Below are 15,248 nucleotides of genomic sequence, written 5' to 3'. Positions count from 1 at the left end.
GGTCAAGTTAGCACGGGTCCGGCGTCACTCCCCCACTGCGGTGAGGCGTTGAAATGGTCGAGCCGCCATCCGCTGCTCGTGGGCAGCAGGCCCGTCGAGCAGCAGTTGTCCACCGAGCCGAGACGCCATGCGCCCTCGACGCCCCATCCGAGCATGGCCGCGGCGCCCATCCGGATGGCCGTGCCATGGGAGAAGACGAGTACGAGGCCGGCCGGCGCTGACGCGTCGATCTGCCTGAGTGCCCCACCCACGCGCTGCTGGACGAGAGAGCCCGACTCGCCGCCCGGCCACAGCACGTCCTGCCCGGCACGCCAGCCGGCGATGCCCGGGTCGAGGGCCAACACCTCCTCCCAGACGCAGCCCTCCGCCGCACCGAAGTCCATCTCCTTGAGACGATCGTCGGTACGAATCCGGAGCCCGGTCAGCGCGGCCACCTCGGTGGCCGTGTCGTGGGCTCGGCTCAGCGGGGAGCTCCAGATCGCCACCGGTTCGAGCGAGGCGTAGAAGGGTGCGGCCGACCTTGCCTGCCGCCTGCCATTCTCGTTGAGAGGGATGTCCGTGGCTCCCTGCCAGCGCTGCTGGGTGTTCCACTCGGTCTGGCCGTGACGCACCAGAACCAGGCGAGGGCTGACCGGCATTGTTCTCCTTCCCCACGGGCCGGCCCACCTCGGCCGGCCCGTACAATCCTAGTGAGCCGGACAGGCTGTCCCCGGCCACCAGGACACCGTACGATCTCTCGTCCGCGGCGCGATCGCACCGCTGGGACGGAAGAATGTCCAGCGGTCGGGCACGGGCAGTGCGCGCTTTCGCTGAGCGTTAACGTGAGGCCCTGAAAAATTTTCTTTCACAATGGCTAAGGACAATCATGAACCGTCGAACCCTGCTCTCCGCCGCCGGCCTCGCTGCTCTGGCCGGGCCGCTGGCCGCCTGTTCCTCCGACTCGGGCGAGTCGGGTTCCTCCTCCGCCAGCTACTCGATCGGCATCATGCAGATTCTCACCCACAGCTCGCTGGACGCCGCCCGCGAGGGCTTCAAGTCCGCCTTCGCGGAGGCCGGCATCACCTGCGAGTTCGACGAGGAGAACGCCCAGGGCGACCAGACCACCGCGACGAACATCGCGTCGAAGTTCTCCTCCCAGGGCCTCGACCTGGTCCTTGCCATCGGCACCCCGGCCGCCCAGGCAGCGGCCCAGACCATCACCCAGACGCCCGTCCTGTTCACCGCCGTCACTGATCCGGCGACGGCACAGCTCGTCGAGTCCGAGGACGCCCCCGGCGGCAACGTCACAGGCACGAGCGACATGAACCCGGTCGCCGAGCAGATCGGTCTCATCAAGCAGATCAAGCCCGAGGCCGGCTCGGTCGGCATCCTCTACTCCTCCGGCGAGGTGAACTCGCAGGTTCAGGTCGACCTGGCCAAGGAGGCCGCCGACGACCAGGGCCTGACGGTCCAGGAGAAGACCATCACCAACACCGCCGAACTGCAGCAGGCGGCCGAGGCCCTCGACGTCGACGCCATCTACCTGCCCACCGACAACAACGTCATCTCGGGCCTGGCCACGGTCGTCGCGTTGTGCGAGGACCGCAAGATCCCCCTCGTCGTCGGTGAGGGCGACTCCGTGCGCAACGGTGGCGTCATCACCTACGGCATCGACTACAACAAGCTGGGCCGGCAGACCGGCGAGATGGCGATCCGGATCCTGCGCGATGGCGCCGATCCGGCCACCATGCCGGTCGAGACGCAGTCCGATCTGACCGTGTACGTCAACGAGACTGCCGCGGATGCCATGGGCGTGACGATCCCCGATGACCTGCTCGAGGGCTCGGAGAAGGTCGGCTGAACGTCTCATGCTCGGTGCCATCGAACTGGGCCTGCTGTACGGGCTCATGGCCCTGGGGGTCTACCTCACCTTCAGGATCCTCGATTTCGCCGACCTGACGGTCGACGGAAGTTTCACCACCGGGGCGGGTCTGTGCGCCCTCATCATCACCAACGGCGGCAATCCCGTGCTGGCCACCGCGGCAGGCTTCGGTGGGGGTCTGCTCGCCGGCACCGTCACCGGCCTGCTGAACACCATGGGCAAGATCCATCCGCTGCTGGCCGGTATCCTCACCCAGATCGCGCTCTACTCGATCAACCTGCGCATCATGGGCAAGGCGAACCTGCCGCTGCTGCGCGCCACGACGGTGTTCACCCCGCTGTCGGAGCGGGCCTTGCTGGGCACGCTGAGCTCTGTCGTGATCTTCGCCCTGGTGCTGGCCCTGTTCGTCCTCGTCATGGACTGGTTCCTGGCGACGAATCTTGGTTTCGCGATGCGCGCCACCGGTGACAACGAGTCGATGGCCCGGGCGAATGGCATCAATACGAACACGACGAAGATCATCGGACTGGCGCTGTCGAACGGCCTGGTCGCCACGTCCGGAGCCCTCATCGCGCAGTTCCAGGGCTACGCCGACATCTCGATGGGCATCGGCCTCATCGTCGCCGGGCTGGCCTCGGTCATCATCGGCACGGCCATCTTCAGTTCGTCGAGGATCGCCGTGGCCACCGCCGCGGTCTGTTTCGGCTCGATCATCTACCGCGTGATCATCCAGCTGGCCCTCATGGTCGGGCTGCAGCCCAACGACATGAAACTGGTCAGTGCGGTCATCGTCGTCCTGGCCCTGCTCATCCCCCGCTGGGGCGTGTTCGCCAATGTCCGGGCTCGACGGCGTGCCCGCAGCCTGCCCGCCGAGCCCGACGTGACGGCGTCGATCGAGGACCGCGACCCCGTGTCCGGTCTGGTGAAACCAGGAGCCTGAGATGCTTGACGTGGTGAACATTCACAAGGCCTTCTTCCCCGGCACGGTCAACGAGAAGGTCGCCCTGGCGGGGATCGACCTGCACTTGGACGAGGGCGACTTCTGCACTGTCATCGGCTCCAACGGAGCCGGCAAGTCGACCTTGCTGAACACGATCTCGGGACGGTACCGCCCCGATGGCGGCGTGGTGAAGATCGCCGGCCAGCGCATCGACCGTCTGCCCGACTACAAGGTCGCCCGGCACGTGGCGCGCGTCTTCCAGGACCCGATGGCCGGGACCGCGGCGCACATGACGATCGAGGAGAATCTCTCGCTGGCCCTGGGCCGCGGCACCACCCGGGGTCTGGGGCCTGGCATCAGCCAGGCCAAACGCGCCTTCTTCCGCGAGCAGCTCGCGGTGCTCGAGCAGGGGCTCGAGGACCGCCTGAGCACCAAGGCGGGCCTGCTCTCGGGTGGCCAGCGTCAGGCGCTGTCGCTGGTCATGGCGACCTTCAGCGACCCTAAGGTGCTGCTCCTAGACGAGCACACCGCAGCCCTGGACCCGCAGCGCGCCGAGCTCATCACGCGACTGACGCGCGAACTCGTCGCCGAGAAGGGCCTGACCACGCTCATGGTCACGCACAACATGGAGCAGGCCCTGCGGCTGGGCAACCGGCTCATCATGATGCACGAGGGCCGCATCATCCTCGAACTCGGCGGCCAGGCGAAGGCGGCTGCCAGCGTCGAGGACCTGATGGCCGAGTTCGACAAGATCAAGGGCGGTCAGCTGTCCGATCGGACACTGCTCACCTGAGTCCGGCCGCGGGTGCAGGCCCCAGGGAGGACCCCCAGACCCCCATCCGCCAGGTAAAGTTGAGTCGGGTTCACTGAAGTTCCTGGAATGAACCACGTCTTGCCGACGTTGCACTGTATGTGTCGTGGGCGCTGTCGCGCGCGCGAGTACAGGAGGATGAAGACATGCCCGATCCCACATCGCTGTTCCGCTACGAGAGTTCCATCGATCAGCGCACGATTCATGACCGTGTGCTGGTGGTCACCCTGGGCAGCTACGCAGACGCGGGGTCGGCCCAGGCCCAGCTTGACGAGCACCTGCTCAACACCCTTGCCCACCGCAAGCTCGGCTCCTTCGACGTCGATCAGATCATGGACTACCGCGAGCACCGCCCCATGATCGACCTGGACGTCGACCACTACACCAACTACCGTGCCCCGGCGATCGAGCTGCACGAGGTCACCGACAAGTCCGGGCATCCCTTCCTGCTGCTGACCGGCCCCGAGCCGTCGCTGCAGTGGGAGCGCGTCACGCGTTCGATCGAGCGCATCATCGACGAGCTCGACGTGCAGCTCGTGGTGACCGCTCAGGGCGTCCCGATGCCGGTGCCGCACACCCGCCCGGCGACACTCACCAAGCTGTCCACCCGTCCGGAACTGCTGCCCGGGAATCAGGGCATCGGGTCGTTCCGCATGAGCGCCTCCTTCTCGGCCATGATGACCCAGCGGTTCGGTGAGAAGAACCTCGATGTCATCAACCTGGCGGTTCACGTGCCGCAGTACCTTGCCGAGAACGAGTACCCGCCGGCCGCGATCGCCCTCGTGCACGGGTTGAACCTCAACGCCGGCCTCGACGTTCCGATGGGTGACCTGGAGCAGGCGGCCCGACTGGTGCGGGGCCAGATCGACGCCCAGGTGAACGCCTCCGAGCAGCTGCAGCAGATCGTCGCACAGCTCGAGAACCAGTACGACCGTTTCATGGCAGACCGCTCCCTGCCGACCAACGGTGAGGGCCTGCCCAACGCCGACGAGATCGGCCAGGCCGTCGAGGACTTCCTCGCGAGCCTCGATGACGGGAGCGCCGCCGGCAATGGTTTCGGCCCCGTCGGCGGCACCCCGAGGAACGGCGACACCGGTACCCCGCCGGAGACGGAGCCGCAGGACGACAGCGGCCCGGATCAGGACCCGGAACCGCAGTAGCAGCTGGGCGCCTGTGGCCATGCCTCGCGGATTCAACCCCGAGGCATGGGGAGAAACGATGAAGGCCAGACACCTGCCACGCGTCTGGCCTTCATCGTTTCAGCGAGCAAGCATGGGCCAGAGCAGTCGCGGCGGCTCGGGAGGAGCCGGACCTACAGGGGCCAGGCGGACCGCATCGGCCCGGGATCGGCCGGTTCGCGGTAGTACTCGGTGCCGAGTATGAGGGCGAAGACATCGGCCGACAGCGACAACATGACCCCGACATCGCTCACCTGGCTCGCATGGGCCTCCAGGGCGCGGTACTTGGTGGCGATGATGTGCTCGGGGAGATCGACGGCCCAGCGGATCTGCGACTGGGGCGAACCGATCAGCTCGCCATCGTCGGCGACCGCTTCGGGGCCCCAGAAGCCGGTGTCGAGGCCCATGGCACGGGCCTTCTCGTACTGCTCGACCATGGCGTCCTGGTTGACCGTCCCCTCGAGCACGCGCAGCTGCGGGCCGAGCAGTGCCCCCGCAGCAGCACCGACACGGTGCACCATCAGATGATCTGGGTGCCCGTAATTGCCGCGCGGGTCGTAGTGGACGAACACGTCAGCGTCCTCCTCGCGCAGGACCCGGGCGACCTGCTCGGCAGCCAGCCCCAGGTCCGCATTGCAGAAGGCCCTGGGGTTCTGGTTGGAGTCCCAGCCGGCCATTCCCGAGTCCGTGAACCCCAGGCGGACGATCCGGTCGATGCCGATGACCTCGGCGGCATGTTCGTGCTCGGCTTGGCGGTGCCTGGCCAGGCCGGCTGGGTCGAGACCGTCGGGAACGACACCGAGGGCGCCGTCGGTCGCGAGGATCTCGACGACCCGGTCGCCGCGCTCGTGAGCCATGGCCATGGTTCCGGAGGTCTGGCTGGCCTCGTCATCAGGATGTGCATGGAGGAAGACCCAGTTCGTCACCAGGCAATCATCCCCCAGTTTTCCCCAGTCCGTGATCGTCAAGCCCTGGGCTGAACAGTTCGACCGTGGCGTTGCAGGATCACCCTCCGCGCTTGTCGCAGGAAGGTACCGGTGCACGCTGGGTCCCCAGTGCGTGGCCTCATCGGTTCGCGACGAGCCGGGACGGTTCGCGGCACGACCGTAGACTGGCCTGGTGAGTGACGAGACGAACAAGGACGGCGGCACCGAGCCGACTCCCCCGTCCGGGATGCCCGATTTCGCCGCACCCGAGTCGGCTTGGCCCTCGCTGGATCCACCAGGCCACGGTCAGGAAGCGCCGGGCACAACGCCCGGCCGGCCCTCACCGGTACCACTGACCCCGGCATGGCAGCAGCCGAACCTGCCGGCAGACGGCCAGGCGCCCTCCTTCGGCGCCAATGCCTCGTCGCACCGGCCGCAGAGCTGGACCTCGACGGCTGGCGGCACCGGCCAGTCCTGGGATGCCCGAGACTCCCGGGGCATCGCCCAGCCCGGGGCGGGGCGGCAGAATCCCCCGTGGGGCCCGACGCCGTCCTACGGCTACACACCGCCGGCCGCCGCCGGACAGACCCCCTACGGCCCCGCCGGCCAGCCGGGTCCCGGGACGGCCGGGGGCGCCGCCATGCCGGCCTGGGGCCAGCAGCCGGCCCAGATGCCGAGCGCACCCCAGTACGTGGAGACGCCAGACGGCGGTGTCGTCGTGGCCGGCCAGCCGATACCGAAGGAGCCCAAGCCGCTCGTCACCTACGTCACGATGGTGATCTGTGCCGCTCTGTGGTTCGTGTCGCTCGTCGCCCCTCAGGTGGCCGGCGCCCTCGAGATGAGCCCCGATCTGGCGTTCACCCAGCCGTGGCGGCTCGTCACCGGCGGGTTCGTCTACACGAACGTGAGTCTCTTCAGCCTCGTCTTCGCCCTGCTGATGATCTGGATCATGGGTCGCAGTCTGGAGCCGGCCCTGGGCCACCTCGACTTCCTCCTGGTCTATCTGCTGCTCATCGCCGCCGGTTCGGCGACGCTCGTCCTGTGGTGCCGGGTCTTCGACGTGTACCTCATCCCCACCGGAGCGTCGGCCGTGATCCTGGGCACGTTCGGTCTGCTCATCACCCTGCTGCCGAGGGACCAGCTGCGCTCCATGAGCGGTTTCTGGACCATCCTCGTCATCAACTTCCTGCTCGTGTTCATGTACCCGTGGATTCCCTGGCAGCAGAAACTGGGCGGATTCCTCATGGGGCTGGCGGCCGGCTGGCTGCTCAGGCGCCGGAAGAACGGGCGGGCCGTCACCACGGAGCTGTGGGTGCTGCTCGTCCCGATCGTCCTGATGCTGCTCGTCGCCGCGCTGCTCTGAGCCCGCCAGGCGCACCGGGCAGATGGCAACGATGCCGTCCGGTGTCCGCCTCGGGTGGCTCTCGGCCGACACGGACCGCCCCGCGACCTCTGATCAGGCCACCGTGGCGTCCGGGATTCACGTCACGGACGCAACCGGTTCACTCGAACAGTTCGGTGCTCCCGCCGCCGCGGCGCACGATCTCCGGTTCGTCCCCGGTCAGGTCGATGACGGTGGTCGGCAGGTAGCCGGCATCGCCGGAGTCGAGAACGGCGTCGATGTCGTTGTCAAGGGCCTCCTTGATCTGCCAGCCGTCGGCCAGGGGCTCCTCCTCGCCGGGAAGGATCAGCGTGGACGAGACGATGGGTTCGCCGAGCGTCTCGATGAGCGCCAGCGCCGTCACGTGATCGGGCACCCGGGCCCCCACCGTGCGGTGGCTCGGGTGCAGCATGGCACGGGGCACGTCACGGCTGGCACGCAGGATGAACGTGTAGGGGCCGGGCGTGGCCGCCTTGACGGCACGGAACTGGCGGTTGCCCATCTCGACGTACGTGCCGAGCTGTGCGAAGTCACTGACGACGACCGACAGGTGGTGCTTCTCATCGAGTTCGCGGATCCGTCGGATGCGGTCGATCCCGGCCTTGTTGCCGTAGGCGGTGCCCAGCGCGAATCCGGAATCGGTCGGGTAGGCGATGACCGCTCCCCCACGGAGCAGGTCAGCCGTCTGGTTGATCGAGCGTTGCTGCGGGTTGACCGGGTGAACCGGGTAGTAGCGAGCCATGGGACCAGCTTAGGACCACGACGAGCACGCCGACAGCGTGACCGAGCCGAGACTCGGCCCCGGGCCTGGGCCCTCAGACGACAGGACCCAGGCGTACGGCGGGTTCTGGATGTGCGGCGGACAGGAATGGGCGGGAACCCCACCGCGAACCGGCACGAGTGATCTGAGTCACGTGCCGGCCGGTCATATCCGTCGCAGCTCGGCCTCGGCCTCACCAGTGACCGTGAATCGGTTGATGCCGACGATTCCCAGGAAGGTGGTGTCGCATTCGGCGGTGGTGTTCACCCGCACCCGCCGGTCTGGACCGATGGACACGTGGACGTCGACGACGTCGTACTCGCGGGCCACGGCGCCGGCGGCGGCGATCGCCTGCGCGTCGCCAGCGGCCCCTTGCAGGCGCCCGGTCGCGGCGCTGTCGGTGGCGGCCCGGGCCGCTGCTGCGGCGGCCACCTGGGCCTCGCGCTGGGCCGCCAGCCGGGCCGCCCCGTCGACCGCCAGGCCGGCTGCGAGGATGAAGGCGGGCAGGACGGCGGCGAAGAGTGTGCTGACGCTCATGCCGCGCTCGTCACCGGCCGGCCTGGGCAGCGCCCGCGCGGGGCCGGGTGGTGAGCCGTGCCGAGCGTTCCCGGTGAGAAGGTCTGGCCTCATCGCATGCTCCCAGGGGGGTGGGGACGCCTTCAGTGTGGCACGGAACCCTCACGGGACGACAGGGCTGTGGACATCCCCCTGATGACGGGTCCCCTTTCGTCGCCCTCGTGGCCTAGGCTTGGAGCAACAGGCCCGCACAAGGGCGGGCCCTGCTCAATGGAAAGGCTTCCACATGGTGAAGAAGGTAGCCCTGCTCACTGCCGGCGGTTTCGCCCCGTGCCTGTCCTCGGCCATCGCCGGTCTGGTGCGCCGCTACACCGAGGTCTCCCCCGATACCACGATCATCGGTTACCGCTACGGTTACGAGGGTCTGCTCAAGGGCGACTCGATCGAGTTCTCCCCCGAGGTCCGAGCCCACTACGACCGTCTCTTCGCCTTCGGCGGCTCGCCCATCGGCAATTCGCGTGTCAAGCTGACGAACGTCGCCGATCTGGTCAAGCGGGGGCTGGTGCCCGAGGGCGCAGACCCGCTGAAGATCGCCGCCGACCAGCTGGTCGCCGACGGCGTCGACGTCCTGCACACCATCGGCGGTGACGACACGAACACCACCGCGGCCGATCTCGCCGCGTTCCTCGCGCAGAACGGGTACCCGCTCACCGTGGTCGGGCTGCCCAAGACCATCGACAACGACATCGTCCCGGTGCGCCAGTCGCTCGGCGCCTGGACAGCGGCGGAGCAGGGCGCCAGGTACGCGGCCAACATCATCGGCGAGCACAACTCGGCCCCCCGCGAACTCATCATCCACGAGGTCATGGGCCGCAACTGCGGTTACCTCACCGCCGAGACCGCGCGCCGCTACCGCTCCTGGCTCGACGAGCAGGAATGGCTGCCCGAGGCCGGACTGAAGCGCGAGGCCTGGGACATCCACGCGGTGTACGTGCCCGAGGCCAAGATCGACATCGACGCCGAGGCGGAGCGCCTGGCCGCGATCATGGACGAGGTCGGCAATGTGAACATCTTCCTGTCCGAGGGCGCCGGCGTGAACGACATCGTCGCCCAGCTGCAGGCCGCCGGCCAGGATGTCCCGACGGATGCCTTCGGGCACATCCAGCTCGACAAGGTGAACCCGGGCGAATGGTTCGCCAAGCAGTTCGCCCCGCGCATCAAGGCGGCCAAGACGATGGTCCAGAAGTCCGGTTACTTCAGCCGTTCGGCCAAGTCCAACGACGAGGATCTCGAGCTCATCGCGGCCACCTGCGACATGGCCGTCGACGCTGCGCTCGCCGGTAACTCCGGTGTCGTCGGCCAGGACGAGGAGGCCGGCGACGAGCTGTCGGTCATCGCCTTCCCACGGATCGCCGGGCACAAGCCCTTCGACATCGACCAGGACTGGTACAAGCAGATGCTGTCCGAGATCGGCCAGCCCGCTCCGGTCAAGGCGGAGTGATCCGTTGATCATCTGGTGGGGCGTCCTGATGGGCGCCCCACTTGCGTTACCCGTCCACCCGGTCTGCGAGGTTCCTTCCCGGTGAGCAGCACGCCCTCCCACCTTCTGTGGCGCAGCCTGTGGGCGGCTGGCTGGGGGCACTCGCTGCTGCGTTCACTGGGGACGCCCACTCCCTGGGCCCCACCCTCCCGCTCGTCCGCGGCGAGCAGGCCCGGGCCGGACGCCGGAAGCCTCCGCCCGCACACCGAGGAGGACTGGCATTCCTCCTCGCACATGCTGTGGGCCGCGCTCGTCCTGTTGCGCACGGCTCCGGCCGAGCTCGGCCCCCAGCTGTGTCGGCTGCTGACCGGGGCACTGCGTCGACGCTGGCATGGCGGGGCGATCGGGGTGGAGGCCGACCATCTGCTCACGCACCCCGAGGCCGGTCGGATGTTCGGCTGGGCGTGGACCGTCATGCTCGCCGCCGAGGCCCGCCGCAACGAGCTCGCCGCCCGCCGGGGCTGGGACGCCCAGCTGGGCGAGTTGGCCGACGCGGTGCGGGACAGTCTGCTCGCCGTCCTGCCGCGGATGGGCGCCCCGGAGCGGCTGGGCACCGAGCAGAACACGGCGTTCAGCATGGGACTCCTGCTGGACGCCTTCCAGACGCTCGGGGACGCCCGGGTGGTCAATGCCCTGAGCGACCGGGCCCGCTCCTGGTTCGGCGGCCGGGAACGTTCCTCCTCGGCGGTGGATCCGCACGCCGACGACATCTGCTCCCCCGCCCTGGCGCAGGCCGACCTGGTTCGCCGGGTGCTGCCGGCCGGCGCCTTCAGCCAATGGCTCGCCGGGTTCCTGCCGCGCCTGGGATCGCCCGGGGACCCGACCCTGCGCGTCCCCGTGCTGCACGAGGGCACGAGCGGCAGGGCCCGCATGCTGCCCGCCCTGGCCCTCACTCGGGCCCTGCACCTGCAACATCTCGCACCGCACCTGCCAGACGCCCGCACCGAGCTGATGCTGCAATCGGCCGGCCGGCTGGTTGAGGAGGCGGCACCGTTCATCGGCGCCGCGCCGGTGACGACCGCGCACCTGCTGGTGCCGCTGGCGCTGCTTGCGGCGACAGAAGCCTGACCGGCTCCTCGCCGTGGCCGGCGACGAGCCGCCGCGGGGCTCTCCCGGTTGCCGCGTCCGGCCCGCATCGCCGAGAACACGGTGGCCCGGACCCGGGATCGCCCCGAAGACCGACCCCAGAAACCACTTAACAGATATGTTGATGACTCGTATGATGAATTGTACGTGACACGCAACCGCAAAGGAGCGCACCGTGACACATGACACCATCGCTCGTCTCAACCTGTCCCACGTCGTCCTCCCGCTCGCGACGGAGATCTCGGACGCCAAGGTCTTCACCGGTCGGCAGAAACCGATGACCGAGGTCAACTTCCTCTTCTGCGAACTCTGGACGACCGACGGTCTCTACGGCGTCGGCTTCGCCTACTCGAAGCGGGCCGGCGGCCCGGCGCAGTTCGCGCACGCCAAGGAGATCGCCGACAATCTCATCGGAGAGGACCCCAACGACATCGACCGCCTGCGCGTCAAGCTGCTGTGGGCCGGCGCATCGGTCGGCCGGTCCGGGGTCGCCGCCCAGGCCATCGCCGCCGTCGACGTCGCCCTGTGGGACCTCAAGTCGAAACGCGCGGGGCTGCCGCTGGCCAAGCTCATCGGCGCCCACCGGGACTCCATCCGCTGCTACAACACCTCCGGCGGCTTCCTCAACGCCCCGCTCGAAACCATCCTGGAGAACGCCACGCGATCGGTCGAGGCCGGTATCGGCGGCATCAAGATCAAGGTCGGGCACCCGGACCCGCACGTCGACCTCGAACGGCTGACCGCCATGCGCGAGCACCTCGGTGACGGCTTCCCGCTCATGGTGGACGCCAACCAGCAGTGGGACCGCCCCACCGCGTTGCGCATGTGCAAGGCGTTCGAGCAGTTCAACCTCGTGTGGATCGAGGAACCCCTGGACGCCTACGACCACGAGGGGCACGCGGACCTGGCCCGCCAGGTCATCACACCCATCGCCACCGGCGAGATGCTGACCTCGGTCGCCGAGCACACCGCGCTCATCGAGCACAAGTCCTGCGACATCATCCAGCCCGATGCCCCGCGCATCGGCGGCATCTGCGAGTTCCTCAGGCTGTCGGCCCTGGCCGCCACGGCCGGTCTCATGCTGGCCCCGCACTTCTCGATGGAGATCCACTCACACCTGGCCGCGACCTATCCGATCGAACCCTGGGTCGAGCACTTCGACTGGCTCGACCCGCTCTTCAACGAGCACATGCAGATCAGGGACGGCCGCATGATCGTCTCGGAACGCCCCGGACTGGGCGTGACACTGTCGGACCAGCTGCGTGCCTGGACGATCGACACCTTCGAGCTCGGCGCCCGGTGACGACACCCCGGGGCCGCCGGACGTGGCGATGCGGTCCGGCGGCCCCGGTTCTCGGTAGCCTGCCGTTGACACGCGCAACCACCGGGAGACCCTATGACAGCACTGCACCGCTCGGATCCGCGCGGCCTCGGTCACGCCCTGGCGGATCAGCTGAAGCACCGCATCGCCGGAGGTGAGCTCGGTGCCGGCGAACGGCTCCCCTCCGAGGCCGAGCTGTGCCGGGACTTCGCCGTATCGCGCACGGTCGTCAGGGAGGCGGTCGCCCAACTGCGGGCCGAGGGGCTGGTGGAGACCTTCCAGGGCCGCGGCACCTTCGTCACCGCGCCGGGTGGCGACCCGGAACCCGCCACTGCCCACCTGGCGGGCAGCCCCCGCCACGTCATGGAACTGCGTCTCGCCGTCGAGTGCGAGGCCGCTGCGCTCGCGGCCACGAGAGGCACCGAGGTGGACCGGGAGGTCATGAGACGGGCGATGGCGGACCTGCGCGAGGCCCTTGCCCGCCGGGAACCGGCCATCGCGGAGGACTTCGCCGTGCACGCGGCGATAGCGCTCGCCTCGGGCAATCCCCTCATCAACGACGTCCTGCGTGAACTCGGCCCGCACGCCATCCTCCGGCACCGGGCGGGGCTGACCGGGCCCACTGTGCTGGAACCCGGCCACGCCGACCTGCTCGTGCACGAGCACCAGCAGATCTGCGATGCGATCGTCAGGGGTGACCCCGATGCCTCGCGGGCCGCGATGCGCGCCCACCTGGCCCGGTCCCTCGCGGCCCTCGACGCCGAGACGCTGCCGTCCGGTGACGGCGGCTGAGTCGCTGGGGCGTGCTCACTCGTTCCCGCGACCGGCGAGGATGAGACGGATGGCCCGCTCGGCGGCATCGGCGAGGGCCTGCCGCCCGTTGCGCAGCGAGTCCTCGAGGGTCGTGATGGAGGCGACGATCGGTACGAGCCCGACGAAACCGTGATCGTACAGCTCCTCGACCCCCTCACCGAGCCTGCCGGCGAAGGCGACGATCGGTACGCCGGCCGGCTGGGCCACGCGGGCGATCCCCGAGAGGGTCTTGCCCATGAGCGTCTGGCGGTCCATGGCGCCCTCACCGGTGAAGATGAAATCGGCGCCCTCGATGGTCCGGGCGAGCCCGACGGCCTCGACGACCAGATCGGCCCCGGACTGGAGCCTGCCGTCGAGGAAGGCGCGGAAGGCGTAGCCCAGCCCGCCGGCGGCGCCGGCGCCCTCCTCGGCAGCGACGGTGTCCAGGTGACCGGACACGGCGGCGAGGCGTCGCAGGGCGTCGTCGAGGAATCGGACGTCCTCGGGGGAAGCCCCCTTCTGCGGGCCGTAGACGGCTGAAGCGCCGCGGTCGCCGAGCAGGGGGTTGTCGACGTCACAGGCGATCCGGAAGACCGCGTCCCGGGCCCTGGGGTCAAGGCCCGAGGCGTCCACCGCGGCGAGGCGGGCGAGAGAGACCGGGCTGCCGTCCAGCTCGGCGCCCGCCTCGTCGGTGAACCGCACGCCGAGGACACGCAACATCCCCGCGCCGCCGTCGTTCGTGGCCGACCCACCGATGCCGATGAGGAACTCGTGTGCGCCCCGGTCGAGTGCGGCGAGGACCATCTGCCCGACGCCGGCCGTGGTCGCCTCACGGATGCGGCGGCGTTCGGCGGGGATCATGCCCAGCCCGATCGCCTGCGCGCACTCCATGACGGCCACGCCGTCGGCGAGCGCGAACCGCGCCGACGCGGGGCCGCCGTACGCGTCGGCGACGGGCACCTCGATCATCTCGAGGCCGAGCGCGTCGGCGAGGGACTCGGTGAAGCCCTCGCCGCCGTCGGCCATGGGGACCTGGGGGCAGTCGGCGTCGGGGAGCACCCGGTGCACGCCCTCGGCGAGCGCCGCGGCTGCCTCGGCCGCGCCCATGGACTCCTTGAAGCTGTCGGGTGCGCAGACGATCTTCATGTCAGTTCCTCCTTCACATCTGCACCGTGCCGCCCCGGGCTCGACGGGTCAGTCCTGAGGCTCGCCCGGCGTCAGCTCGATGTTGGCGAGCTTCTCGTACACCTTGACGAGCGAGGAGTGGTCCTCGGTGGCGAAGCCGTCACCGTCCAGGACACTCATCATCTCGCGGACCAGGGATGTCAGCGGCAGGGGCGCGTCGACGCCGTGGCCCGTGTCCAGGACGTTCGCCAGGTCCTTGATGTGAAGATTGATGCGGAAGCCCGGGGCGAAGTTGCGGGCCAGCATCATCGGGACCTTCGCGTCCATGACCGTCGACCCGGCAAGGCCGCCACGGATGGCCCGGTACACGGCCTCTGGGTCGACCCCCGCCTTCTGGGCGAGGGTGAAGGCCTCGGCACACGCGGCGATGTTGACCGCGACGATGGTCTGGTTCGCGAGCTTGGCGATGTTGCCGGCGCCGATGGCACCGACATGGGTGACGTCGCCGGCCATCGCGTCGAGGACTGGGGCGACCCGGTCGAACACGGCCTTGTCGCCGCCGACCATGACCGACATCGTCCCGTCGATCGCCTTGGGTTCCCCGCCGGAGACCGGGGCGTCGAGCATGGCGATGCCGGCCTCGGCGAGCGCGTCGTGCACCTCGCGGGACACGAGCGGCGCGATCGAGGACATGTCGGCGTAGACGAGCCCCTCGTGGGCGCCCTCGATGATGCCGCCGGGGCCCAGCGCGACCTCCTTCACGTGGGGCGAGTTCGGGAGCATCGTGATGACCAGTTCGGCTGCCTCGGCGGCCTGGCAGGCCTTCTCGACGGCGGTCGCCCCGAGCGACACGAGGTCGTCGACGGCGTCCTGGTGGTGATCGTTCACGTAGAGCTCATGACCCGCCTTGACGAGGTTCTTGGCCATGGGGCGGCCCATGATGCCCAGTCCGATGAAACCGATCTTCATGAATTCCTCTCCTTCAACTTTCTGGTTGATCGTCCCGAATGG

At 69.0% G+C, this 15,248-nt stretch carries 15 protein-coding genes; 9 read left to right on the top strand and 6 right to left on the bottom strand.

The window, feature by feature from the left end; translation table 11 throughout:
- Nucleotides 1-2: 2 nt before the first annotated feature.
- The gene (locus tag D9T14_RS02260; protein ID WP_119160550.1) at nt 3-638 is read right to left on the bottom strand and encodes a histidine phosphatase family protein; all 636 of its coding nucleotides are present in this window, start codon (nt 636-638) and stop codon (nt 3-5) included.
- 227 nt (nt 639-865) lie between these two features.
- Between D9T14_RS02260 and D9T14_RS02255 the strand changes: the two genes are divergently transcribed.
- From D9T14_RS02255 to D9T14_RS02240, 4 genes are all read left to right on the top strand, one after another.
- A complete protein-coding gene (locus D9T14_RS02255) occupies nt 866-1,840 on the top strand; it encodes an ABC transporter substrate-binding protein (RefSeq protein WP_119160549.1) in 975 nt (324 codons plus the stop codon).
- A 7-nt stretch (nt 1,841-1,847) separates the two neighbouring features.
- Nucleotides 1,848-2,801, top strand: coding sequence for an ABC transporter permease (locus D9T14_RS02250; protein ID WP_119160548.1), 954 nt, complete (start codon nt 1,848-1,850; stop codon nt 2,799-2,801).
- 1 nt (nt 2,802) lies between these two features.
- Nucleotides 2,803-3,594 carry an ABC transporter ATP-binding protein gene (locus D9T14_RS02245; RefSeq protein ID WP_119160547.1) on the top strand — a complete coding sequence of 264 codons (792 nt, stop codon included), beginning with the start codon at nt 2,803-2,805 and terminating at the stop codon, nt 3,592-3,594.
- A gap of 164 nt (nt 3,595-3,758) precedes the next feature.
- Nucleotides 3,759-4,772, top strand: coding sequence for a proteasome assembly chaperone family protein (locus tag D9T14_RS02240; RefSeq protein ID WP_119160546.1), 1,014 nt, complete (start codon nt 3,759-3,761; stop codon nt 4,770-4,772).
- Between the two features lie 152 nt (nt 4,773-4,924).
- Here D9T14_RS02240 and D9T14_RS02235 read toward each other — a convergent pair whose 3' ends face one another.
- Complete coding sequence (locus D9T14_RS02235; protein WP_119160545.1) at nt 4,925-5,716, bottom strand: PIG-L family deacetylase; 792 nt, start codon at nt 5,714-5,716, stop codon at nt 4,925-4,927.
- 193 nt (nt 5,717-5,909) lie between these two features.
- Here D9T14_RS02235 and D9T14_RS02230 point away from each other — a divergent pair, with 193 nt between their 5' ends.
- Nucleotides 5,910-7,079, top strand: coding sequence for a rhomboid family intramembrane serine protease (locus D9T14_RS02230; protein WP_119160544.1), 1,170 nt, complete (start codon nt 5,910-5,912; stop codon nt 7,077-7,079).
- A 139-nt stretch (nt 7,080-7,218) separates the two neighbouring features.
- Here the strand turns inward: D9T14_RS02230 and D9T14_RS02225 are convergent, their stop codons facing one another.
- Nucleotides 7,219-7,839 carry an L-threonylcarbamoyladenylate synthase gene (locus D9T14_RS02225; RefSeq protein WP_119160543.1) on the bottom strand — a complete coding sequence of 207 codons (621 nt, stop codon included), beginning with the start codon at nt 7,837-7,839 and terminating at the stop codon, nt 7,219-7,221.
- Between the two features lie 183 nt (nt 7,840-8,022).
- A complete protein-coding gene (locus D9T14_RS02220) occupies nt 8,023-8,394 on the bottom strand; it encodes a pilus assembly protein (RefSeq protein WP_170175706.1) in 372 nt (123 codons plus the stop codon).
- Between the two features lie 265 nt (nt 8,395-8,659).
- On the opposite strand from D9T14_RS02220, the gene D9T14_RS02215 reads away from it, so the two are divergent.
- The 4 genes from D9T14_RS02215 to D9T14_RS02200 all read left to right on the top strand — a co-directional run bounded on the left by D9T14_RS02215 (nt 8,660) and on the right by D9T14_RS02200 (nt 13,112).
- Nucleotides 8,660-9,874 carry a pyrophosphate--fructose-6-phosphate 1-phosphotransferase gene (locus tag D9T14_RS02215; RefSeq protein WP_119160541.1) on the top strand — a complete coding sequence of 405 codons (1,215 nt, stop codon included), beginning with the start codon at nt 8,660-8,662 and terminating at the stop codon, nt 9,872-9,874.
- 81 nt (nt 9,875-9,955) lie between these two features.
- The gene (locus D9T14_RS02210; protein WP_126464222.1) at nt 9,956-10,981 is read left to right on the top strand and encodes a DUF2891 family protein; all 1,026 of its coding nucleotides are present in this window, start codon (nt 9,956-9,958) and stop codon (nt 10,979-10,981) included.
- Nucleotides 10,982-11,174: 193 nt separating this feature from the next.
- A complete protein-coding gene (locus tag D9T14_RS02205) occupies nt 11,175-12,302 on the top strand; it encodes an L-talarate/galactarate dehydratase (protein ID WP_119160539.1) in 1,128 nt (375 codons plus the stop codon).
- Between the two features lie 93 nt (nt 12,303-12,395).
- Complete coding sequence (locus tag D9T14_RS02200; protein WP_119160538.1) at nt 12,396-13,112, top strand: FadR/GntR family transcriptional regulator; 717 nt, start codon at nt 12,396-12,398, stop codon at nt 13,110-13,112.
- 15 nt (nt 13,113-13,127) lie between these two features.
- Here the strand turns inward: D9T14_RS02200 and D9T14_RS02195 are convergent, their stop codons facing one another.
- Together D9T14_RS02195 and garR are read right to left on the bottom strand one after the other, a co-directional pair.
- Nucleotides 13,128-14,258 carry a glycerate kinase gene (locus D9T14_RS02195; RefSeq protein ID WP_119160537.1) on the bottom strand — a complete coding sequence of 377 codons (1,131 nt, stop codon included), beginning with the start codon at nt 14,256-14,258 and terminating at the stop codon, nt 13,128-13,130.
- 48 nt (nt 14,259-14,306) lie between these two features.
- Nucleotides 14,307-15,206: a 2-hydroxy-3-oxopropionate reductase gene (gene garR, locus D9T14_RS02190; RefSeq protein ID WP_119160536.1), complete on the bottom strand. Its 900-nt coding sequence runs from the start codon at nt 15,204-15,206 to the stop codon at nt 14,307-14,309.
- Between the last annotated feature and the right edge of the window lie 42 nt (nt 15,207-15,248).

This window comes from Propionibacterium australiense (assembly GCF_003666605.1).
Classification (GTDB): Bacteria; Actinomycetota; Actinomycetes; order Propionibacteriales; family Propionibacteriaceae; genus Propionibacterium; species Propionibacterium australiense.
The sequence above is the reverse complement of the archived record's forward strand: the minus strand, read 5'-3'. Positions and strand labels throughout refer to the sequence as shown.

Coding starts and splice junctions, on each gene's coding strand:
- D9T14_RS02225 (WP_119160543.1), bottom strand. CDS start 7,839: ATGGCTCGCTACTACCCGGTTCACCCGGTCAACCCGCAGCAACGCTCG.
- garR (WP_119160536.1), bottom strand. CDS start 15,206: ATGAAGATCGGTTTCATCGGACTGGGCATCATGGGCCGCCCCATGGCC.
- D9T14_RS02260 (WP_119160550.1), bottom strand. CDS start 638: ATGCCGGTCAGCCCTCGCCTGGTTCTGGTGCGTCACGGCCAGACCGAG.
- D9T14_RS02220 (WP_170175706.1), bottom strand. CDS start 8,394: ATGAGCGTCAGCACACTCTTCGCCGCCGTCCTGCCCGCCTTCATCCTC.
- D9T14_RS02245 (WP_119160547.1), top strand. CDS start 2,803: ATGCTTGACGTGGTGAACATTCACAAGGCCTTCTTCCCCGGCACGGTC.
- D9T14_RS02240 (WP_119160546.1), top strand. CDS start 3,759: ATGCCCGATCCCACATCGCTGTTCCGCTACGAGAGTTCCATCGATCAG.
- D9T14_RS02215 (WP_119160541.1), top strand. CDS start 8,660: ATGGTGAAGAAGGTAGCCCTGCTCACTGCCGGCGGTTTCGCCCCGTGC.
- D9T14_RS02200 (WP_119160538.1), top strand. CDS start 12,396: ATGACAGCACTGCACCGCTCGGATCCGCGCGGCCTCGGTCACGCCCTG.
- D9T14_RS02250 (WP_119160548.1), top strand. CDS start 1,848: ATGCTCGGTGCCATCGAACTGGGCCTGCTGTACGGGCTCATGGCCCTG.
- D9T14_RS02255 (WP_119160549.1), top strand. CDS start 866: ATGAACCGTCGAACCCTGCTCTCCGCCGCCGGCCTCGCTGCTCTGGCC.
- D9T14_RS02195 (WP_119160537.1), bottom strand. CDS start 14,258: ATGAAGATCGTCTGCGCACCCGACAGCTTCAAGGAGTCCATGGGCGCG.